Below are 20,395 nucleotides of genomic sequence, written 5' to 3' on the forward strand. Positions count from 1 at the left end.
GCTTCGGCTTCGGCTTCGGCTTCGGCTTCGGCTTCGGCTTCGGCTTCGGCTTCGGCTTCGGCTTCGGCTTCGGCTTCGGCTTCGGCTTCGGCTTCGGCTTCGGCTTCGGCTTCGGCTTCGGCTTCGGCTTCGGAAGGCGAACCGCTGGCGGGAGCTGACGCAAGTTTTTTTTCACCATCGGCTGTTTTGGCATCGTCGCGTGATTGCTCTGTGCCCGACGGCGTGACGCCCGATTGCACGACGTTAGATTGCACAATGCTAGATTGCCCTGTGGCATTGTCTTCGGGCACGCGCCCTGCGCGCGGATCTGTAGCCGACGAACTGTCTTCGTCAGGCGCGGCCGATATGGCCTCCTCGTTGCTCTCGCTCTCGCCCGCTAACCCGCCGCGCATTTTTTGCATGGCGGCGGCCATGCCGGTACCACTTACCGGCAGCGCATCACCGGCATTCCGCTTTGGTCCGGCGGTGTCATCCTCCGGTTTTTTGGAGGGTATGTCGGGATCGTCTTGGCTCATCCGTTTTGATAGGTTACCCCGTAACCGCGCCATTTGGCGCGCTGCTCTGGCATTTTGCTCTGGCAGAGTGCGCGGGCGCTATGGCCCATTTATAGCCCATCATACGTCAGGGCGCGAGGAGACAACATGCTGAAAATTACCGATCCTGCTCCCGATTTCACATTGCCGCAAGATGGCGGCGCGCCGGTCACATTGTCGGCGCAGCGCCCTGCGCCTGTGGTTCTGTTTTTCTATCCGCGCGATGATACCAGTGGATGCACCAAGGAAGCGATCGGGTTTTCCGATCATGCGGCGGCCTTCGAGGCGCTTGGTGTCAAACTCTTTGGGATTTCGAAAGACACCGTTGAGAAACACGCGAAATTCCGCGCAAAGCACGGGCTGACCGTGCCGCTTTTATCGGACGCCGAGGGCACCACCTGCGAAGATTACGGAGTTTGGAAAGAAAAAAAGATGTATGGAAAAACCTTCATGGGGATCGAACGCACCACCGTGTTGATCGGCGCGGATGGAACCATCGCGGCGCATTGGCCCAAGGTCAAAGTCGCGGGCCATGTAGAGGCCGTTCTTGACGCCGCGAAGGCGCTTTAAATGACAGATACGGCGGTGAAATCCCTCGCGCAAATGGCCGAAGAGGTGCTCAATTGCGCCGACGGGCGGGCCAAAACGGCGCTGTCTCATAAACATGCAGCGACATGGTTTGCGGCCCGGCGCGACGGGCGCGAAATCCCGATCGGCACCGCAAATCCGCCGATGCATCCGGCACGGCCACAAACGCCGGAGTTGCTCGACCCGCGCCATGTGCCCAAACGCAAACCGGGCACGCCGCAGGGGCGGATCGCAATGATCCATGCGGTGGCGCATATCGAACTGAATGCAGTGGATTTGCATTGGGACATCATCGCGCGGTTTCCCGATGTGAAATTCCCGATCGGATATTATGATGACTGGGTCAAGGCCGCGAATGAAGAATCCAAACATTTCAACCTGTTGTGCGATTGCCTTGAAGCGCACGGCAGCCATTATGGCGCCATGCCGGCCCATGCGGGCATGTGGCGCGGAGCGCAGGACACGGCGACCGATCTGATGGGCCGCCTGGCGGTGGTGCCGATGGTTCTTGAGGCGCGCGGATTGGACGTCACCCCCAATATGATTGCCCTGTTTGACAAGGCCGGCGACACACAAACCGTCGAAGCGCTCAAGGTGATCTATGGCGAAGAGGTTGGCCATGTGGCCTATGGGTCCAAATGGTTTCATTTCCTGTGCGGGCGGCACGATCTTGACCCGAAAGACACCTTCCATGGCCTTGTCCGCAAGTATTTCCACAGCACGCTCAAGCCGCCATTTAATGAAGAGAAACGCGCCGAGGCGGGTTTGCCGCCTGATTTCTACTGGCCCCTGACCGAGTGAACAAAGGTGAACTTCCCATTGTAACCCCCTCGTGAATCGGCGGTTTTTCGCCAAGTCAGCCTATTTTAGCCGATCCGGCGATGCGCAGTGGCCAAAAACCTTGCCCTAATCCACCTGCGTGGGTAAGCAGTTTACCCAAGGCGCAGCAGAATAACTTCGCACAAGAATAAGCGCTCCTCTGGGACGGGTAACACAAGGGACTGAGCTTCGTGAAAACACGGATCGCAATGCGTATACACGCGCTGCTTGAGCGGCATTTTCCGGAACGTCGGGTTTTCCTGCGGTCGGACACAGACACCAGATTCATTCGCCTGCGCCCCGGCACACAGGTGATCGGTTTTATTGGCTCGGCCGCGATCGTGGCCTGGGCAATCATCGCCACCGCGATCTTGCTAATGGACAGCATCGGCGCCGGGAATTTCCGCGAGCAGGCCAAACGCGAGCAACGCGCCTATGAGGCGCGGCTCAATCTGCTGTCCTCTGAACGCGACCTGCGCTCCGAAGAAGCCTTGGCCGCCCAGGAACGGTTCAATTCGGCGCTGCGCCAGATTTCGGTGATGCAATCGGATCTCCTGGCATCGGAAACCCGCCGCCGTGAATTGGAAACCGGTATCGAGGTGATTCAATCCACCCTGCGCCGCACCATGGGCGAACGCGAACAGGCGCGGCGCGAGACGGCTGCGCTCAAGGCCGAGGGCGGCGATGCCGCGCAGGCTTTGGCCGCTGCCGGCGGCACCACTGATAGCGCCAGTGATTTTCTCGCCGCCGCTTTGGCCGAAACCGCCACCGAACGCGACAAGATCATCGCCGACGCACAGGGTGCCCTTCAACAAGCCGATGACATGGCGTTGGAAATCCAGACCCTGAAAGACCAGAACGACCAGATTTTCCGGCGCCTCGAAGAAGCCATGACCGTATCGGTCGAACCCTTGAACAAAATGTTCCGCAACGCCGGCATGAACCCCGACACATTGCTCAACCAGGTGCGCCGCGGATATTCCGGACAAGGTGGCCCGTTGACGCCGTTGGTGTTCTCGACCAAAGGCGCGTTGCCCTCGCCGGATGCCAGCCGCGCCAACCGCATTTTGAACCAGATGGACCAGCTGAACCTTTACCGTATTGCCGCCGAAAAAGCCCCCTTCGCGCTGCCGGTGAAAAGCGCCTATCGGTTCACCTCCAGCTTTGGCTACCGCCGCGATCCGAAAACCGGCGGACGACGCTTGCATAAGGGCGTTGATTTCGCCGGCCCCGTCGGCACCCCGCTTTATGCCACGGCCGATGGCCGGGTTGTGCATGCCGGTTGGTCGACGGGCTATGGCCGTTTGGTGAAAATCCAGCACGAGTTCGGCATCGAGACCCGTTATGCGCATATGTCGCGGCTTAATGTTAAAGTTGGACAAAGAGTCTCGCGCGGCGACCGGATTGGTGATATGGGAGCCTCCGGACGTGTGACCGGCCCCCACCTGCATTATGAAGTGCGCGTCGGCGGAAAGGCCGTAAACCCTATGATCTATATTAAGGCTGCTAACGATGTTTTCTAAAAGCAAAATCAACGAGCCCGGCCCGAAGGCCGCTGATGTAAACACTCCCGCAGTTCCGGAAAAAACCGGTGCCGTGCCCAAACCCGCATCGGGCGAATTCAAAGCCTCGGCCCCCAAGGCCAAGCCGCCCGCATCGGTATTGTCGGCGGATTTGACCGTCACCGGAAATCTCAAGACCACCGGCGACATCCAAATCGAAGGCACCATCGAAGGCGACATTCGCGCGCATCTTTTGACCGTGGGCGAAGGCGCGACCGTGCGCGGCGAAGTGGTTGCCGATGATGTGGTCGTCAATGGCCGTATCGTGGGCCGTGTGCGCGGCCTCAAGGTTCGGTTGACCTCGACCGCGCGCGTCGAAGGCGACATCATCCACAAAACCATCGCCATCGAAAGCGGTGCGCATTTCGAAGGCTCGGTGCAGCGTCAGGACGATCCATTGAACTCGGCGGCGAAAAATGCAGTGCCGAAACCGGCCGGTGCCCCCGAAGCCTAAGGCCTCCTGTGCCACAGCAATGTATAACGCCGGCCCCTTCCGAGGCCGGCGTTTTTATTTTCCCCCTGCAGTGCGCCTAAACCCCATCCTTTCGAAACCGGGTTTTGACATGACAACATCCTCCTTTGCGCCGCGCCGTTTGCGCCGAGTTTTTTCCGGTCTCACAACAGCGGCAGCGCTTCTATTGGCAGCCCCCCTCGGTGCGATCGAAACCTGTATCGGGCCTTTCGGGCTCGGCATGCCGCAGGGCGATGCGTGCCGCCCCTTTGAGGGCAATCGGGCCAAAATCCGCATTGACGCCTTGGCGCAGACCCTCACCGACACGACGGTGAGCCGATTGCGCATTGTGTCGGATGACGCGCCGGACAGCACATTCAATTTATCGGCTCTGGCCGGAAATGAAACCATCCGGCATCTGGATATTTTCCGCAAAGGTCCGGTGGATTTGACGCCCATCCTGGAGATGAAGGGGTTGAAATCCCTCTCCCTGTCCAGCGACGCGGCCTTGGCTTTGGCGCAACTGGCCCCCGCCCCCATAGGGATTGAGGCCCTGCGCATCTACATTCCGGGCGAACCGCTTGATGTATCCCCTTTGGCCGGTTGGCATGGTTTGCGGATTCTCGACACCTACACCGCAGGCCTGTCCGGCACGCAGGCCTTGTCCAATTTGACGGCACTGGAAAGGGTGCACATCAAGCAAGGGGCGCAAAGCGATTTCAGCGCTCTGGCCGGATTGACCGCCTTGCGCGACCTCTCGATCGAAGGTGTATTGGGGCGCGCCGCCCTCGATGACATCGGCTTTGCAACAGATTTGGTGCGGCTGGAAAAAGTCGATTTTTCCGGCAATCAAATCAGCGATATCACAGCATTGGCAGCCAAGCCGGTCCTGAGGATTGTGACGTTGAGCGAAAACCGCAGGCTGGCGGATATCTCGGCTCTGGCCAGTGCCAAGGCATTGTCGGTCCTGCAACTGCGCCGGACCGATGTATCAGACCTGTCACCGCTGGCCGGCCTGTCCGAGCTTCGAATTCTATGGCTAGGCCGCGCGCCGGTATCGGATATCGAACCACTGCGGGGGTTGCCGCATTTGGGCGGTGTGGAATTGAGCAATACCGGCGTCACGGATGTCTCCGCGCTTGGCGGCGCGCCGATCAAACACCTCGACCTGCGCGGAACGGCGGTGACAGACACCTCCATGATCGCCGCCGGTGCCAAAATCAAAAAATAACCTGTTCAGGCCTCAAGCTCCGCATCCCAATAGAGGAAATCCATCCATGAGGAATGCAGATGGTGCGGCGGAAACTTGCGGCCCATATTGCGCAATTCTTCTGCGGCGGGCAGGCGCGGCGGTTTGCGCAGGCTCATCTGTGCCTGACGCAGGCTTTTCGATCCTTTGCGCAGATTACAGGGCGAACAGGCCGCCACGACATTCTCCCAAGAAGTAATGCCGCCCGCCGCCCGCGGCACCACATGATCAAAGGTCAGATCACCGCGCGCGCCGCAATACTGGCAACAAAATTCATCCCTCAAAAACAAATTAAAGCGCGTGAAGGCCACGCGCTTTTGAGGTTTGACATAATCTTTGAGGACGACCACCGAGGGGATTTTGATCTCCATACTCGGGGAATGGACGGTTTGGTCATATTCCGACACGATATCGACCCGCTGCAAAAACGCCGCTTTGACCGCCTCCTGCCATGGCCAGAGCGACAGCGGATAATAGGACAATGGCCTATAGTCCGCATTAAGCACCAGCGCCGGATAGTGTTTGAGCGCGCCGGGCTCTCTGACAAATTCGGTTCTAAAATCTCCGTCCATCTGGCGAAAGGCCCCCTGCCCTGTCTGCCTGTTTTGGCACCAAGGCGGGACACCCCGCCCCAGCAATAATATGACTATATCTCGCGGATCGCGTCTGACAAGAGGCGAGATATGCCAATTCAACCAAGAGCTAGCGCGGGAGCGTAACACTGCCGTGACATTGAGCGGATTGGGGGATGAAAAGAGGCCCCGGCGGCATTGCCGCGCGGGTCCTAACGCGCCGCAACCGTCTTAAAAGCCGGCCTTGTCGCGCATAAAGGCCAAAGCGACCTGTAGCCCGTCGGGCGCGATGCCATGCCCGGTGCCCTTCATAATATGGGCAAACACCTCTTTGAAACCGGCCTCTTGCAAGGCTTCGGCGGCTTCGGGAAGGCTTTGCGGCGGCACCACGTCATCGGCGTCGCCATGCACCAACAAAATCGGTGGCTTGCTAACGGCGGCATCCTTGAGCGTTTCGGACTGCAAAAGCCGCCCCGAAAACGCGACGATCCCGGCGATCTCGTCCTCGCGGCGCGGCGCGACATAAAGCGACATCATCGTGCCTTGGGAAAATCCGAACAGAACCATTTGTTCGGGCAGTAGGTCTTCATCAATGAGAATCGCATCGAGAAAGGCGTTCAAATCTTCGGCGGCGGCGTTGAGCCCGCGCTCGGCCTCTTCCTCGCTTGATCCGTCCATCCACGGAATCGGGAACCATTGGTATCCGTTGGGCATCATCGGGATGTTTTCGGGGGCATCAGGCGCGATAAACAGCGTGTCGGGCAAATGTTCGGACAATGGATCCGCCAGCCCCAAAAGATCGGCGCCATTGGCCCCATAGCCGTGCAAGAACACAACGACAGAGCGCGTGGTGCCGGAGAGCGGTTCTTTACGTTCGGATTTCAACACACGGGTCATCGGATCCCTTCCCTTTGTTTTGCCACATGGTAGTAGGCAAAAAGCATCCGCGCAGCAACCGATCTCCACGGGCTCCATTTTTCCGCCATCTGGCGCAGGGCGCGGTCTTTGGGTCGCTCCGGCAGCCCGTATAAATGCTTTGCCGCCTCTTGCAGCGCCAAATCGCCCGAAGGGAAAACATCGGCGCGGCCCAAGGAAAACATTGCATAGATTTCCGCCGTCCACACGCCAATGCCGGACACGGCGGTCAGGGTTTTGATGATCTGCGCATCCGGCGCGTCGCGCAATGCGTCGAAATCAATCCCCGCCTGCGCCAATGCGCGGGCGTATTTGACCTTCTGCCGGCTCAGACCAATGGCGCGCAGATCCTCGTCGCTGGCGGTTTCGATATTGGCCGGTTCATCCAAGCCCGCCGCAACCATCCGCCCCCATATCGCCCGCGCCGACGCAACCGAGACCTGTTGGCTGACGATGGCGCTCAGCAATTCGGCAAATCCGTCGGGTTTAAGCCGCAACGGCAAGGGACCGGTCAACGCATAGGCCCGCGCCATAGCCTCGTCGGTGTCCGTCAACCACGCGGCCCCGCGCCGCACACAATCATCGGTTTTGATGATGTAACCCACGCCTGTCATTATATTTTTCCGCCTGCTTTGGCCCCTGTTTCGCCCCGCGTTTCGGCCCCCGTCCCGGCGCCCGCTACGGCCCATGCAATCGCGGGCGCGATGGTTTCAAATCGCAGCACATCGGGCTGCGCGGGGCGCGCAATCATCCCCACCGGAATCCCCAATCTGCGCGCCGCAATCAATTTGCTGCGCGGGGCTTCGCCGCCCGCGTTTTTCACGATCAACCACTCAATGCCAAGCAATTGAAACAGGGCGATTTCATCGTCGACTGAAAACGGTGGACGCCCGATCATGAACTCACCCTTTGGAAAGGGGAACGCGCCCGTGGGCGGATCGATCTGACGGCAAATCAGGGTGCAATCCTTGTCCGCCAGTGGCGCAAACGCCATCAATGTTTGCCGCCCCGTGGCCAAAAACACTCTGGCTCCGCGCGGCACGTGATCTGCGGCCTCGGATTCTTGCGCCAGTATGGTCCAATTGTCCCCCGCGCCCGCCTCCCAGGCGGGGCGCAACACCTGCGCATAGGGAATGCCCATGGCGGCGCAGACCTCGGCGCTGCGGCGGGTGATGCGCAGGGCAAAAGGGTGCGTGGCGTCCAAAACCGCCGTGATCCGCGCATCGCGCAGGTAGGCGGCAAACCCATCGGCCCCGCCGAACCCGCCCATGCGTGTCGGCAAGGGCATCGGTTTGGGCGCGCGGGTCGCCCCGGCCAATGACGCCACGGCGGGCGTGCCCCTTTCGGCCAAGGCTTTGGCAATTTGCGCCGCCTCGCGGGTGCCTGCCAAGACAAGAACCGTCATTGCGCCCGTGCCAATATGACGCCCGCGCGGTCAATCACGACCGTATCCACCGTGATCTCGTCCGGCAGCATGGCCCGCGCCGTGGCCAAGGCGCCCCGCGCCACCCAATCCGCCATCGGCGCGCCGTGCATGCGATAGGCCTCCAGCGCCGTGTTCGCCCCCGCCACCTCCGGCGCATCAAGCACCGCCGCAAGCCCCGCGAAATCCACTTGGCTGCGGCCCGAATGCAAATCGCGCGCGCCTTGGGCAAGTTTGGTCATCTTGCCGATACCGCCGCCAATGGTGATCCGCGCAACCGGGTGTTTGGCGAGATATTTGAGCATCCCGCCGGCAAAATCGCCCATATCCAACATCGCATGATCGGGCAGCTCATAAAGCCCCTGCACCACGCGTTCGGATGTCGCGCCGGTGCAGCCTGCCACATGGGTTTGCCCGCCCGCCCGCGCCACGTCGATGCCGCGATGGATCGAAGCGATCCATGCAGAGCAACTAAACGGGCGCACGATCCCGGTGGTGCCAAGGATCGACAGGCCGCCGATGATGCCAAGGCGCGGGTTCCATGTTTTCGCGGCCAAGTCTTCGCCACCTTCAACCGATATTGTGATTTTAATATCAGCGGCCTGCCCCAAACGCGCGGCCATTTCCTCCACGGTTTGCGTCATCATCTGGCGCGGCACGGGGTTGATCGCAGGTTCGCCCACGGCAATCGGCAATCCGGCTTTGGTGACCATACCGACGCCCTTGCCCGCTGCGAAAACCACGCCGCGGCCAGAGCGTTCCACCCGCGCCCAAATACGGGCGCAATGGGTCACATCGGGATCGTCGCCCGCGTCTTTTATGATGCAAGCCTCGGCCCATCCGTCGCCTTGTCGCATGTCTTCGATGGCAAACTCGGGCCGCTCACCGCGCGGCAAAGTGATCCGCACGCGGGTGGGCACACCCTCGCCCCAAAGCACCATCAACGCGGCGCGTGTCGCCGCCGTGGCACAGGCGCCCGTGGTCCATCCACGGCGCAATTCTGCGGCGGGTTTTCGGCCCATATCTGAAGCGGCGTCTTTGCTCATACCGCAGACTATATCGCCGCCCTGCGCCCGCGCCAATCCGAAGCCTGCGCATCGCGCATAAAATGCGGCGCTCCGGCATCTTTCGCTTGGGGTCTATTCGCGCCATAAGGCTGATATGACTGATTCAATCTCTCTTCCGACATATGACTGGCCAAAACTCGAGGCCGGATGGGTATGGCTTTGCGGCGCGGGTCCGGGCGATCCGGGGCTGCTGACGTTGCATGCGCTCAATGCCCTGCGCCAGGCCGATGTGGTGATTTATGACGCTTTGGTGCAAGAGGCGATTCTCGATTGGGCACCGCAGGCCGAACATATCTATGCCGGTAAGCGCGGCGGAAAACCTTCGGCGAAACAAAAGGATATATCCTTGCGTCTCGTTGATCTGGCGCGCGCGGGGAAACGGGTTTTGCGGCTGAAGGGCGGCGATCCTTTCGTTTTCGGGCGCGGCGGTGAAGAGGCGCAAACATTGGTTCAGCACGGCATTCCGGTGCGGATCATTCCGGGCATCTCGGCGGGCATTGGCGGATTGGCCTATGCCGGCATTCCGGTCACGCACCGCGACGTGAACCAATCGGTGACCTTCGTGACCGGCCATGACCAAACCGGCGAAGTGACATCTTCGCTGAATTGGGAGGCCATCTCGCGCGGCAGTCAGGTGTTGGTGATCTATATGGGCATGAAACACGCCGAACACATCGCCGGATCTCTTATGGCGGCGGGCCGCGCGGCGGATGAACCTGTGGCCGTGGTTTGCGAGGCAACCACCGCAAACCAAGCCGTTCTTGAAACCACATTGGGCAATCTGGTGGCCGATATTGCCGCCTCTGGCCTTGCGCCGCCGGCGATCATTTGCGTCGGACGGTCGGTGTTGATGCGGCAGGTTTTGGATTGGCAAGGCATGGCCGCAGGGGAGCCGCCGCGCGATCTCGACCCTTTGAAGCGCGGAAAGCCCGCCGAACGCGCATGACCGCGCCGCCCGCCAGCAGCACGGGGGTGATCCTCGCCGCGCCAGCCTCGGGCGCGGGGAAAACCACCGTGACTTTGGCGCTTTTGCGGCTGCTCTCCCGGCACGGCATCACCGTGCGCGGCGCAAAATCCGGCCCCGATTATATTGACCCGAAGTTTCACGAAGCCGCTTGCGGTGCGCCCTGCCCCAATCTGGATGCCTGGGCCATGTCACCGGCGCGGATCGCGGGGTTGGCTTCGGGCGACGGTATGTTGGTGGTTGAGGGGGCGATGGGCCTGTTTGACGGCGCGCCGCCCGACGGGCGCGGCGCGGTGGCGGATTTGGCGCGGATGCTCGACCTGCCGGTGATTTTGGTGGTGGATGCGGGGCGCATGGCCGGATCGATCGCCCCGTTGGTGGCAGGGTTCGCGGGATTTGACGAAAGCGTGCGCATCGGCGGCGTGATCCTCAACAATGTTGGCAGTGCGCGGCACGACGCCATGTTGCGCCGCGCATTGGCACCGTCAGGCCTTCCCGTCTTGGCCGCCCTGCCGCGCCGCGCCGATCTGGCGATGCCCTCGCGGCATTTGGGATTGGTGCAGGCCGGCGAGACAGCGGATTTAGACGCGTTCCTGGACCGCGCGGCGGATGCTTTGGCCGAAACCCTCGACCTTGAGGCTCTGTTGCGTCTTGCGGCGCCGGTTCCCCGCGCGCCGAAACCCGCCGGATTTGCCCCCCCCGCGCAGCGCATCGCAGTAGCCCGCGATGCCGCCTTTGCCTTCAGCTACCCGCATATGGTGGATGATTGGCGACATGCCGGAGCGCAGGTGACGTTTTTCTCTCCCTTGGCGGATGAGCCTGTGCCCGATTGCGAATTCCTCTACCTGCCGGGGGGATATCCGGAGCTACACGCCGGGCAGATCGCCGCCGCAGACCGCTTCATCAAGAGCGTGAGAAATGCAGCGGAGCACATTGATATTTATGGGGAATGCGGCGGATACATGGTTCTTGGCGCGGGCCTGGTTGATGCGCAGGGCGCGCGGCATCAAATGCTCGACCTGTTAAAGTTGGAGACCTCATTCGAGACGCGCAAACTGCATTTGGGGTATCGGCAGCTGAGCCCGCTGGGCGTTGCGACCGCCTTTGGCGGCGGCGCGCTTTTCGGGCATGAATTTCACTATGCCACGACGCAACGTGCGCAAGGCGATCCGCTGTTTGACGCGCGCGATGCCGAAGGCAATGATCTTGGCCCCACCGGTCTGCGCGCGGGGCGGGTTTCGGGGTCCTTTGCGCATGTGATTGACGCTGCGGATTGACGCCACGCCGGTATAAGCGCCGCATGCCAAACCCATCCACGCGCGCCCCGTAGTTTCCGCGCTAGACGCCACTACCGGAAGGCGATACGCATTTAGCATGACAGATACATCCGCCCAAACCGCCGGTGCCAGCGCCAAGCGCAATGTGACAATCCTTGTGATGGCGCAAGCGCTTCTGGGCGCGCAAATGCCGATGATTTTCATCATGGGCGGTCTGGCTGGACAGTCTTTGGCGAGCAACGCCTGTTTCGCCACATTGCCGATTTCTCTGATCGTCTTGGGCAGCATGCTCGCCGCCACGCCGGTGTCATGGATCATGCAAAAATACGGACGGCGTGCGGGGTTCATGTTGGGCACGGGCGCGGGCGCCATGGGCGGCGCGGTCTCGGCTTACGGGCTTTATTCCGGGTCTTTTACCATCTATCTGATCGGGAGTTTAATCACCGGCATCTATATGTCCGCGCAGGGATTTTACCGCTTTGCCGCCGCCGACACCGCCACAGCAGAATTCCGCCCCAAGGCGATTTCCTATGTCATGGCCGGCGGTTTGATCAGCGCCTTGATCGGTCCGCAATTGGTCAAAGTCACCGCCGAAGCCATGGTGATCCCCTTCCTTGGCACCTATCTTGCGATAATCGCGGTGAACGTGATCGGTTCAGGATTGTTCCTGTTTCTCGACATTCCGAAACCGCCCATGCCCGCGCAAGATGCCCCGAAGGGCCGCAGCCGGATGGAGTTGCTCAAAACCCCCCGTATTGCTGTCGCGGTGATCTGCGCAATGGTGTCCTATGCGTTGATGAATCTGGTGATGACCTCGACGCCGCTGGCCGTTGTGGGCTGCGGGTTTGACAAATCCAACGCCGCCGATGTGGTCTCGGCGCATGTCTTGGCGATGTATGTGCCGTCTTTTTTCACCGGCCATCTGATCGCGCGCTTTGGCGTCGAAAAGATCGTCGCAGCGGGTTTGGTGATCCTTGCCGGAGCCGGAGTTGTGGCGCTTGAGGGCGTGGATTTGAACAACTTCTTCCTGGCGTTGATCTTGCTGGGCGTAGGATGGAACTTCGGGTTTATCGGGGCAACGACCATGTTGGCCGGCGCGCATGAGCCGCATGAACGCGGCCGGATGCAGGGGTTGAACGATCTGTTGGTGTTCGGCGGCGTGACTTTTGCCTCGCTCGCGTCGGGCGGGTTGATGAATTGCTCTGGCGGTTCGGCGCAGGCCGGATGGTCAGCGGTCAACCTTGCCATGGCCCCCTTCTTGGTCTTGGCAGGCGGCGCGTTGATCTGGCTGGCGCTGCGGCCCAAAGACAGCTGATCCCACCCGCGCGTCTCATCTGTCATTCGGATGGGCGGTCAGCCTGCCGGTTCTACGCGCCGCAACCGGCGCGCGGCTACCACCACCGACCGGTCATAGCACAGCGCATCAACCGCGCCTTTTGCGCAAAATCTGACAGGCCAAGCGCGCCTTGCGCAACCCGCGCGGGTTCTTTGGCGGCCTGCTGCAGGACCGGCGCCGCCAACCATGCCGGCAACATCGCGGCGCGGGCGGGTTTGGACATATGCCGTCGCCCCAACCGCGAGGCGTTAAGCCGGTTCAATCCGTCGTTGGCCAAGCCGGCGATGGCTTCGGGACGCCCGTCCACCAAAGGCACCCGCCCGGCTTTCTCAAGCGCGGGAATCGCCCGCAGCCATGCGGCCAGACCGGCGGCATATCCGGCATCGGTTGCGGCCTGTGCCGCCTCGGGGGTAAGCGGCGCGCCATGGGCCATGGTCGCCGCCACCCGCATCAAAATGCCGCCTGTTTGCTCGATATGGGTGTGGAAAGCCGTTTCGTCCTCAAAAGGATCACGGTAAATATCCCAGCGGCGCGCCAGCACCAGATCATCGAGCAGTGCCGCCTCGGGCGAGGCCAGAACCTTGGCCAAGGGCGTCACCACCTCATGACGGCGCAGCGGGCCGCCTTGCCCCTGCGCACCAATTTCTTCAAGTGCATCGCGCCACCATTGCAGGCGCATTTCCGCGATCATACTTTCTTGGGTCACCCAAGGCGCACGGGCCACTTCGGTGTTGAACGCATAGAGCGCAAAAAGCGCCGGGCGCAGAGCCACAGGCGCAGCCATTGTGGCGGCAAAACGCTCCGGATCGGCGCGGGCCACCTGCGCGGCGCAGGCGGCAATGTCGTCATGCTCTGGCGTGTCAGTCACCGGTGAGAACTCCGCGAATGAGGGCTTAAGTTTGGGGGCATAAACCACATTCGAGTGGTTGATGCCATCCAACAAATGATATGGCCGCGCGGGCTCTGGGGGCCATGTAGATGCCATTCGGGCAGCATGGTCTTGGGCAGCGGCAACATGCCACCGCGCAAAACACCGGCCCGGTTACGCCCGCGCCACCGCCCCCTCGCGCAACAATTTCCAATTCACCGCATCCAACAGCGCATCGAAACTGGCATCGACAAGGTTCGCCGAAACGCCAACCGTCGACCAGCGCCGCCCTTGGGCATCTTCGCTGTCGATGATGACGCGGGTCACGGCTTCGGTGCCGCCTCCGGTGATGCGGACCTTGAAATCCACCAGACGCATATCCGCCACAGCATCGCCATAGCGGCCGAGATCTTTGGCCAAAGCGGTCCAAAGCGCATTCACAGGCCCCCGGTCACGGCCTTCGGCGTCGATGGATTCGGACACCGACAGTTTCTTTTCGCCGTCCACCTTCACCACCACGATGGCCTCAGACAGGGACACCATTTGATTGCGCTTGTTCTTGCGGCGCTCGACGGTAACTTTGTAGCGTTTGACTTCGAAAAACGCCGGCATCTGCCCCAATTCTTCGCGGGCCAGCAATTCGAACGAAGCCTGTGCGCTATCATAGGTATAGCCCTCGGCTTCGCGCTCCTTGATCCGGTCGAGAATGCGCACCAAGGCCAGATTGCCCGCCTCGACGCTCAGTCCGGCCTCGGACAGACGGCGGCGCAGATTGCTTTGCCCGGCTTGGTTGGACATGGGAATGACGCGGGCATTTCCGACCAAATCCGGATCGATATGTTCGTAGGTCGAGGGATCCTTGAGGATCGCGGAGGCGTGCAATCCGGCCTTATGCGCAAAGGCCGAAGCGCCGACAAAAGGCGCCTGTTTGGTCGGCACGCGGTTGAGGATATCGTCCAATTGGCGACTGGCTGCGGTCAACCCGCGCAGGGCATCCTTGCTCACACCGATTTCAAAGCGTTCGGCATAGGGCGATTTGAGCATCAGGATCGGGATCAGGGTGATCAGGTTGGCATTGCCGCAACGCTCCCCCAAACCGTTCAGCGTGCCCTGGATTTGCCGCGCACCGGCGTCCACGGCGGCAAGGCTACCGGCGACGGCATTGGCGGTGTCATTATGGGTGTGGATGCCAAGGCGGTCGCCCGGAATGCCCGCATCGATCACCGCGCGGGTGATGGCCCCGATTTCCTCGGGCAAGGTGCCGCCATTGGTATCGCACAGAACGACCCAGCGCGCGCCCGCGCTATAGGCGGCCAGAACCGCTTCGGTGGCATATTCGGGATTGGCCTTGTAACCGTCGAAAAAATGCTCGGCGTCGAACAGTGCCTCGCGCCCCTGCGCGGCGATATAGGCGATCGAGGCGCGGATGTTTTCGGTGTTCTCCGCCAAGGTAATGCCCAGCGCGGTGGTGACGTGAAAGTCATGAGTTTTGCCGACGAGGCACATGCTATCGGTGCCCGCGTTCATCACGGCGGCCAGCACATCGTCGTTTTCGGCAGAGCGCCCCGCGCGTTTGGTCATGCCAAAGGCGGTAAAGCGCGCGCGGGTTTTGGGCGCGGCGTCAAAAAACGCACTGTCGGTCGGGTTGGCCCCCGGCCAGCCACCCTCAATATAATCCACGCCCAGCGCATCGAGAGTTTGGGCGATCTGTTGCTTTTCCTCGGTCGAGAATTGCACGCCTTGGGTTTGTTGCCCGTCGCGCAGGGTGGTGTCGTAAAGGTAGAGTTTTTCGCGGGTCATGCGCGGCCCTCCGCAGAGAAACATGCCGCGAGAGACACGGCGAAGCATGCGGCGAAAGATGCGCGGCGCGCCGGACGGGTATGGGCCGCGCAGGGGCTATAAACGGTCATAGCAGGCCCGCCAGTTTGGAGGGATCGAAATCGGGGCCGGCGTCAATGTCGACCCCCGTCTTCGACATACGCACCTCTGCGCCCGCAGCAAGAAGCGCGGTTTTCATCTCATCCACCGCAGAGAAGTCTTTTGTCTCCATCGCCTTGGCCCGCAACGCGGAGAGTTTGCTTGCGAAAGCTTCAAGATCGACCGGATCACCAGCCTCTGAAACCAAAGACGCGCCGAAGGCATGGTTCCACGGTTGCTCCCAATCGAACCCGAGAAACTGCATCGACGCCGCCAGTTGGATGCGCGCGGCGATATCGTCCTTGGCCTCTTTGGCAAGCTTGTGCATATGCGCAATCGCCAAGGATGTATTGAGATCATCCGCAACCGCCGCCACGACCTCGTCCGCCACGGCCTTTGGCAGAACCTGCGCCGCATCGCCGCCGCGCAAGGAGGAGGTCAGCTCTTTCCATTTGGTAAGCGTCGTCTTTGCTTGCTCGGCCTTCTGCGCCGTCCAATCCATGGGTTTACGGTAATGCGTGGACAGGAATACGAAACGGATCACTTCGCCGGAGATACCCGCCATTCCATCATGACCGTCGAGCAAATCACGCACGGTGAAAAAGTTACCCAAGGATTTGGACATCTTCTTGCCCTCGACCTGTAGCATCTCATTGTGCATCCAGACATTTGCAAAACCGCCACCGTCTGCGGCATGGCCATTGGCACAGCAGCTTTGCGCGATCTCGTTTTCATGGTGCGGGAACATCAAATCATTGCCGCCGCCGTGAATATCAAACGACGCGCCCAGCAGGTCATCCGCCATGACCGAGCATTCGATATGCCATCCCGGACGGCCATAGCCCCACGGGCTTTCCCATCCCGGTTGCCCAGCGCCGGAAGGTTTCCACAATACGAAATCCATCGGATTGCGTTTATAGGGGGCGACCTCGACCCGTGCGCCGGCGATCATGTCGTCAATGCTGCGCCCCGACAGCGCGCCGTATTTCTCATAGCTTTCGACCGAGAACAGCACATGGCCTTCGGCGGCATAGGCATGGCCGTCCGCGACCAGCTTTGCGATCATCGCGATCATCTGCGGGATATAGGCCGTCGCGCGCGGCATGACGTTGGGATCCAATGCCCCGACGGCGCGCATGTCATCGAGATACCAGCCAATCGTCTCGTCGCAGATCTCGCCGATGTTGCGGCCGGTGTCGGCTGCCTTGGCATTGATCTTGTCATCCACATCCGTGAAGTTGCGCACGTAAGTGACGTGATCACCCCCATAGACATGGCGCAGCAGGCGGTAGAGCACATCAAACACGATCACGGGGCGCGCATTGCCGATATGGGCGCGGTCATAGACCGTCGGGCCACACACATACATCCGCACATTCTTGTCGTCGATTGGCGCAAAGACCTCTTTGCGGCGGGTCTTGGTGTTGTGCAGCTTGATCGATGTTTCGCTCGTCACGTCTGGCGTCCTTGTATCTGGCGCGCGCATGGCAAACATACGCAAAGGCTCGGCTCGCCCGCGGACTTAGCAACTTCATACGTTTAAGGAAACAGAAGAACAGCCCGCGAGAAATCTCAGCAGGAAATAATGCAGCAAATAATGATGCGGTGGCTCTTCATAAGTTTAGCCTAGCATCGGTACAGCCTTAGGCCAAGAGATTTCACACCCCGCGCGCTTTGTCCCAATCGGTTACAGATGGCACATGCCTAGGGACATGCGTCTCCCTGTCTCCCTGTCTCCCTGTCTCCCTGTCTCCCTGTCTCCCTGTCTCCCTGTCTCCCTGTCTCCCTGTCTCCCTGTCTCCCTGTCTCCCTGTCTCCCTGTCTCCCTGTCTCCCTGTCTCCCTGTGACGGAGCATCCTTGGCACTTGCCAGTTCACAAGCCCTATGCGGCGGTTTTTTTCCTTGCACGCGGACGGATTGCCTCACTGCTATCGGTCACATTCGGACAGCCAACAGTAGCCGCAACGGTGGGTTTGGTGGTGGCCGCGCGAGCGGCGGCGGGGTCGCAGGGCGATTTAGGCTCGGGCCGTTTCGACGGCCTCGCGCCTTTGTGCAACGCTCCAACTATGCAAACACGGGCAAAAGCCCCAAACAGCCACAATGATGACCGCCGCGCAAAGGTCGAAAAGGCAGGTTTTATCGCGAATGCATTACGGCCCGCAGATCTCTCTGCGGGCCGCTATGTTTGCCTTATACGCTCACTTGATAAGCACACTCCGGCCTATTCGGTGACTGTGACTTTGGTCATCACGTCCGGCGCGCCGATAACCGCGCCGTTCGCGCCTTTGCCCAATTTGATCTGGTCCACCACATCCATGCCATCGGTGACCTGTCCGACAACGGTGTATTGACCGTTGAGGAAGGGGCCGGGAGCGAACATGATGAAGAACTGCGAATTGGCCGAATTGGGATCGGACGAACGCGCCATGCCAACAACCCCGCGATCAAAATTCAGATCGGAGAACTCCGCCGGAATATTGCCGCGGTCCGATCCGCCCATGCCCGCGCGGCGCATATCGCCGCCCAGACGGCCGAATTCCACATCACCGGTTTGCGCCATAAACCCTTCGATCACGCGGTGGAAGACCACGCCATCATAAGCGCCCTCGGCGGCCAATGCGGTGATTTGTTCCACATGCTTGGGCGCGGTTTCTTCCAGAAGGTCGATGTTGACGGTGCCATTGGCCCCCTCGCCTTCGATCTGGATCTCCAACCCCGTGGCCAAAGCCGCCGATGCCGCAAACGTCAAAGCCGCAGCGCTTGCGAAAGCCTTACGCATCTGCGGCCACCTTCACCGAAATCATCCGGTCGGGCGCAGGCGCAGGTTCGCCGCGGGTGATCGCATCGACGTGTTCCATGCCGTCGGTGACGCGGCCATAAACGGTGTATTGACCGTTGAGGAAATGGTTGTCGCTGAAGTTGATGAAAAACTGCGAGTTGGCCGAATTCGGGTTGGCCGACCGCGCAGCGCCAAGCGTGCCACGATCATGGGGCAGTTTGGAAAACTCGGCCGGAACATCCGGCAAATCCGAACCGCCGGTGCCGGCGCGGCGGATGTCGAAATCCTTTTCCATGTTGCCATGTTCCACATCGCCGGTTTGCGCCATAAAACCGTCAATCACGCGGTGGAAAGCCACGTTGTCATAGGCGCCTGCGCGCGCCAATTCCTTGATCCGCGCGCAATGCTGCGGGGCCACGTCGGGCAGCAGTTCGAGGGTGACCGTGCCGCCCTTGAGTTCGATCAACAGGGTGTTTTCGGGGTCTTTGATATCCGCCATGTCCGGCTCCTTGCTTTGCGCGCACTGCGGCGCGCCGTTCATAATCCTGCGCGAATACCTAAGACCAAGCGCGCCGGATGCCAAGCGCGCTGTTGACGCCTTGCGCAAGACGGGCGAAGAGATGCGCAAGCGAATTATGAACAGCGGGCCCGCGAAGCGCCCGTTCGAGATTTCAGGCGCGCGGCGCCACAAGCATAGGAGATGGCCACGATGGGGTGGAACACGCTGGATGATATGGAGTTGAACGGGAAATCCGTTTTGGTGCGCGTCGACATCAACGTGCCGGTGAATGACGCCGGCGAAGTGACCGATGCCACGCGGATTGAACGCATTGTTCCGACGGTCAAAGACATCCTTGCGGGCGGCGGCACGCCGGTTCTGCTCGCGCATTTCGGCCGCCCCAAGGGCAAACATGTGCCGGAACTATCGTTGCGCATCACCGTGCCCGCGCTTGAAGCCGCATTGGAACAAGGCGTCGTGTTCATTGAGCGCCCCGATCGCGGCGCGATCGAAGCCGCCAAGGGCAAGGTCATCCTCGTTGAAAACACCCGCTTTGCCCCCGGCGAGACGAAAAACGATCCCGCCATGGCCAAATTCCTCGCCTCGCTTGGGGATATCTATTGCAATGATGCGTTTTCGGCCGCGCACCGCGCCCATGCCTCGACCGAAGGCGTGGCGCATTTGCTGCCCTCTTGCGCAGGGCGGTTGATGCAGGCGGAATTGGAAGCCTTGGAAAAGGCGCTCGGCACGCCGCAGAAACCCGTGGTCGCGGTGGTCGGCGGCGCGAAAGTGTCAACCAAATTGGAGCTTTTGGGCAATCTGGTCGAAAAAGTGCAATATCTGGTGATCGGCGGCGGCATGGCCAATACGTTTTTGGCAGCGCGCGGGATCGACGTGGGCAAATCGCTTTGCGAGCATGACCTGATCGACACCGCCGAGCAAATCCGCCTCAAGGCGCTTGATCTGGGATGCGAGATTGTTTTGCCCGTCGATGTGGTCGTGGCACGCGAATTCGCGGCCAATGCCGCAAACGAAGTGGTCACTGCGCAAAACTGCCCTGCCGATGCGATGATTTTGGACGCAGGCCCCAAATCGGTCACGCGGATCGAGGCATTGCTCGGCGAGGCAAAAACCCTGATCTGGAACGGGCCGTTGGGCGCGTTCGAGATCGAGCCCTTTGATGCCGCCACCAATGCGGCAGCAAAGGCTGCGGCGAAATATACCCGCGCCGGTAGCCTGATTTCGGTTGCAGGCGGCGGTGACACGGTTGCGGCGCTCAACAAAGCCGATGCCACTAAAGATTTCACCTATATCAGCACCGCTGGCGGCGCATTTCTGGAATGGATGGAGGGCAAAACCCTGCCCGGTGTTGCCGCGCTTGAGGCCGCAGGGCAGCAGTAAGCCCCGCTCTGCGGCCCGTGCTGCATGGCGCGGGTTGCCACACGCTGCGGGCGGCGGATTGCACTGCTGGCGCGATTGCCCGCCCGACATGCCTCCCGATGCGCCTTCCGCGCATGCCTATATGCACCGCATATCCTGTTTACCCCGCATCCCGCCGCGCCATAAGGGGGAGCCT

20 protein-coding genes are annotated in these 20,395 nt (G+C 60.9%); 9 read left to right on the top strand and 11 right to left on the bottom strand.

Annotation, left to right across the window (positions count from 1 at the left end):
• The coding region (locus tag DI396_RS16535) for a hypothetical protein (RefSeq protein ID WP_204362767.1) at positions 1–548 on the bottom strand (548 nt) is incomplete at its 3' end.
• A gap of 93 nt (positions 549–641) precedes the next feature.
• Between DI396_RS16535 and DI396_RS00755 the strand changes: the two genes are divergently transcribed.
• The 5 genes from DI396_RS00755 to DI396_RS00775 all read left to right on the top strand — a co-directional run bounded on the left by DI396_RS00755 (position 642) and on the right by DI396_RS00775 (position 5,184).
• Positions 642–1,103, top strand: a complete 462-nt coding sequence (locus tag DI396_RS00755; protein ID WP_110794267.1) for a peroxiredoxin — start codon at positions 642–644, stop codon at positions 1,101–1,103.
• Positions 1,104–1,922 carry a ferritin-like domain-containing protein gene (locus DI396_RS00760; RefSeq protein ID WP_110794268.1) on the top strand — a complete coding sequence of 273 codons (819 nt, stop codon included), beginning with the start codon at positions 1,104–1,106 and terminating at the stop codon, positions 1,920–1,922. It abuts the gene before it with no gap.
• A 209-nt stretch (positions 1,923–2,131) separates the two neighbouring features.
• Positions 2,132–3,463, top strand: coding sequence for a M23 family metallopeptidase (locus DI396_RS00765; RefSeq protein WP_110794269.1), 1,332 nt, complete (start codon positions 2,132–2,134; stop codon positions 3,461–3,463).
• On the top strand, positions 3,453–3,956 hold the full coding sequence (locus DI396_RS00770; protein WP_110794270.1) for a bactofilin family protein: 504 nt from the start codon (positions 3,453–3,455) through the stop codon (positions 3,954–3,956). The genes DI396_RS00765 and DI396_RS00770 overlap by 11 nt, the downstream gene beginning before the upstream one ends.
• A gap of 109 nt (positions 3,957–4,065) precedes the next feature.
• Positions 4,066–5,184 carry a leucine-rich repeat domain-containing protein gene (locus DI396_RS00775; RefSeq protein ID WP_110794271.1) on the top strand — a complete coding sequence of 373 codons (1,119 nt, stop codon included), beginning with the start codon at positions 4,066–4,068 and terminating at the stop codon, positions 5,182–5,184.
• 5 nt (positions 5,185–5,189) lie between these two features.
• On the opposite strand, the gene DI396_RS00780 is transcribed toward DI396_RS00775, so the two are convergent.
• From DI396_RS00780 to DI396_RS00800, 5 genes are all read right to left on the bottom strand, one after another.
• Positions 5,190–5,774: an HNH endonuclease gene (locus tag DI396_RS00780; protein ID WP_110794272.1), complete on the bottom strand. Its 585-nt coding sequence runs from the start codon at positions 5,772–5,774 to the stop codon at positions 5,190–5,192.
• A gap of 231 nt (positions 5,775–6,005) precedes the next feature.
• On the bottom strand, positions 6,006–6,671 hold the full coding sequence (locus DI396_RS00785) for an alpha/beta hydrolase (protein ID WP_110794273.1): 666 nt from the start codon (positions 6,669–6,671) through the stop codon (positions 6,006–6,008).
• Positions 6,668–7,303 carry a DNA-3-methyladenine glycosylase family protein gene (locus DI396_RS00790; RefSeq protein WP_110794274.1) on the bottom strand — a complete coding sequence of 212 codons (636 nt, stop codon included), beginning with the start codon at positions 7,301–7,303 and terminating at the stop codon, positions 6,668–6,670. The genes DI396_RS00785 and DI396_RS00790 overlap by 4 nt, the downstream gene beginning before the upstream one ends.
• A complete protein-coding gene (locus DI396_RS00795; protein WP_110794275.1) occupies positions 7,303–8,094 on the bottom strand; it encodes a cobalt-precorrin-6A reductase in 792 nt (263 codons plus the stop codon). The genes DI396_RS00790 and DI396_RS00795 overlap by 1 nt, the downstream gene beginning before the upstream one ends.
• Entirely contained in the window at positions 8,091–9,134 is a 1,044-nt protein-coding gene (locus tag DI396_RS00800; protein ID WP_110794788.1) for a cobalt-precorrin-5B (C(1))-methyltransferase, read from the bottom strand. Before DI396_RS00800 ends, DI396_RS00795 begins: the two co-directional genes overlap by 4 nt.
• A gap of 139 nt (positions 9,135–9,273) precedes the next feature.
• On the opposite strand from DI396_RS00800, the gene cobA reads away from it, so the two are divergent.
• The 3 genes from cobA to DI396_RS00815 all read left to right on the top strand — a co-directional run bounded on the left by cobA (position 9,274) and on the right by DI396_RS00815 (position 12,735).
• On the top strand, positions 9,274–10,125 hold the full coding sequence (cobA, locus tag DI396_RS00805; protein WP_110794276.1) for a uroporphyrinogen-III C-methyltransferase: 852 nt from the start codon (positions 9,274–9,276) through the stop codon (positions 10,123–10,125).
• On the top strand, positions 10,122–11,420 hold the full coding sequence (locus tag DI396_RS00810) for a cobyrinic acid a,c-diamide synthase CobB (RefSeq protein WP_110794277.1): 1,299 nt from the start codon (positions 10,122–10,124) through the stop codon (positions 11,418–11,420). The genes cobA and DI396_RS00810 overlap by 4 nt, the downstream gene beginning before the upstream one ends.
• Before the next feature lie 97 nt (positions 11,421–11,517).
• Positions 11,518–12,735: an MFS transporter gene (locus DI396_RS00815; protein WP_110794278.1), complete on the top strand. Its 1,218-nt coding sequence runs from the start codon at positions 11,518–11,520 to the stop codon at positions 12,733–12,735.
• Positions 12,736–12,811: 76 nt separating this feature from the next.
• Here the strand turns inward: DI396_RS00815 and DI396_RS00820 are convergent, their stop codons facing one another.
• The 5 genes from DI396_RS00820 to DI396_RS00845 all read right to left on the bottom strand — a co-directional run bounded on the left by DI396_RS00820 (position 12,812) and on the right by DI396_RS00845 (position 18,819).
• Positions 12,812–13,741 carry a squalene/phytoene synthase family protein gene (locus tag DI396_RS00820; protein ID WP_110794279.1) on the bottom strand — a complete coding sequence of 310 codons (930 nt, stop codon included), beginning with the start codon at positions 13,739–13,741 and terminating at the stop codon, positions 12,812–12,814.
• Between the two features lie 57 nt (positions 13,742–13,798).
• Positions 13,799–15,424: a citramalate synthase gene (gene cimA, locus DI396_RS00825; protein ID WP_110794789.1), complete on the bottom strand. Its 1,626-nt coding sequence runs from the start codon at positions 15,422–15,424 to the stop codon at positions 13,799–13,801.
• A gap of 106 nt (positions 15,425–15,530) precedes the next feature.
• A complete protein-coding gene (gene cysS / locus DI396_RS00830; protein ID WP_235851691.1) occupies positions 15,531–16,997 on the bottom strand; it encodes a cysteine--tRNA ligase in 1,467 nt (488 codons plus the stop codon).
• A 765-nt stretch (positions 16,998–17,762) separates the two neighbouring features.
• A complete protein-coding gene (locus DI396_RS00840) occupies positions 17,763–18,320 on the bottom strand; it encodes a peptidylprolyl isomerase (protein WP_110794280.1) in 558 nt (185 codons plus the stop codon).
• On the bottom strand, positions 18,313–18,819 hold the full coding sequence (locus tag DI396_RS00845) for a peptidylprolyl isomerase (RefSeq protein WP_110794791.1): 507 nt from the start codon (positions 18,817–18,819) through the stop codon (positions 18,313–18,315). The genes DI396_RS00840 and DI396_RS00845 overlap by 8 nt, the downstream gene beginning before the upstream one ends.
• 210 nt (positions 18,820–19,029) lie before the next feature.
• Between DI396_RS00845 and DI396_RS00850 the strand changes: the two genes are divergently transcribed.
• Complete coding sequence (locus tag DI396_RS00850) at positions 19,030–20,220, top strand: phosphoglycerate kinase (RefSeq protein ID WP_110794792.1); 1,191 nt, start codon at positions 19,030–19,032, stop codon at positions 20,218–20,220.
• Positions 20,221–20,395: the final 175 nt, after the last annotated feature.

This window comes from Litorivita pollutaquae (genome assembly GCF_003205515.1).
In the GTDB taxonomy this organism is placed as follows: Bacteria; Pseudomonadota; Alphaproteobacteria; order Rhodobacterales; family Rhodobacteraceae; genus Litorivita; species Litorivita pollutaquae.

Coding starts and splice junctions, on each gene's coding strand:
- cimA (WP_110794789.1), bottom strand. CDS start 15,424: ATGACCCGCGAAAAACTCTACCTTTACGACACCACCCTGCGCGACGGG.
- DI396_RS00775 (WP_110794271.1), top strand. CDS start 4,066: ATGACAACATCCTCCTTTGCGCCGCGCCGTTTGCGCCGAGTTTTTTCC.
- DI396_RS00820 (WP_110794279.1), bottom strand. CDS start 13,741: ATGGCATCTACATGGCCCCCAGAGCCCGCGCGGCCATATCATTTGTTG.
- DI396_RS00785 (WP_110794273.1), bottom strand. CDS start 6,671: ATGACCCGTGTGTTGAAATCCGAACGTAAAGAACCGCTCTCCGGCACC.
- DI396_RS00845 (WP_110794791.1), bottom strand. CDS start 18,819: ATGGCGGATATCAAAGACCCCGAAAACACCCTGTTGATCGAACTCAAG.
- DI396_RS00840 (WP_110794280.1), bottom strand. CDS start 18,320: ATGCGTAAGGCTTTCGCAAGCGCTGCGGCTTTGACGTTTGCGGCATCG.
- DI396_RS00790 (WP_110794274.1), bottom strand. CDS start 7,303: ATGACAGGCGTGGGTTACATCATCAAAACCGATGATTGTGTGCGGCGC.
- DI396_RS00810 (WP_110794277.1), top strand. CDS start 10,122: ATGACCGCGCCGCCCGCCAGCAGCACGGGGGTGATCCTCGCCGCGCCA.
- DI396_RS00755 (WP_110794267.1), top strand. CDS start 642: ATGCTGAAAATTACCGATCCTGCTCCCGATTTCACATTGCCGCAAGAT.
- DI396_RS00850 (WP_110794792.1), top strand. CDS start 19,030: ATGGGGTGGAACACGCTGGATGATATGGAGTTGAACGGGAAATCCGTT.
- DI396_RS00780 (WP_110794272.1), bottom strand. CDS start 5,774: ATGGACGGAGATTTTAGAACCGAATTTGTCAGAGAGCCCGGCGCGCTC.
- cobA (WP_110794276.1), top strand. CDS start 9,274: ATGACTGATTCAATCTCTCTTCCGACATATGACTGGCCAAAACTCGAG.
- DI396_RS00815 (WP_110794278.1), top strand. CDS start 11,518: ATGACAGATACATCCGCCCAAACCGCCGGTGCCAGCGCCAAGCGCAAT.
- DI396_RS00760 (WP_110794268.1), top strand. CDS start 1,104: ATGACAGATACGGCGGTGAAATCCCTCGCGCAAATGGCCGAAGAGGTG.
- DI396_RS00770 (WP_110794270.1), top strand. CDS start 3,453: ATGTTTTCTAAAAGCAAAATCAACGAGCCCGGCCCGAAGGCCGCTGAT.
- DI396_RS00800 (WP_110794788.1), bottom strand. CDS start 9,134: ATGGGCCGAAAACCCGCCGCAGAATTGCGCCGTGGATGGACCACGGGC.
- DI396_RS00795 (WP_110794275.1), bottom strand. CDS start 8,094: ATGACGGTTCTTGTCTTGGCAGGCACCCGCGAGGCGGCGCAAATTGCC.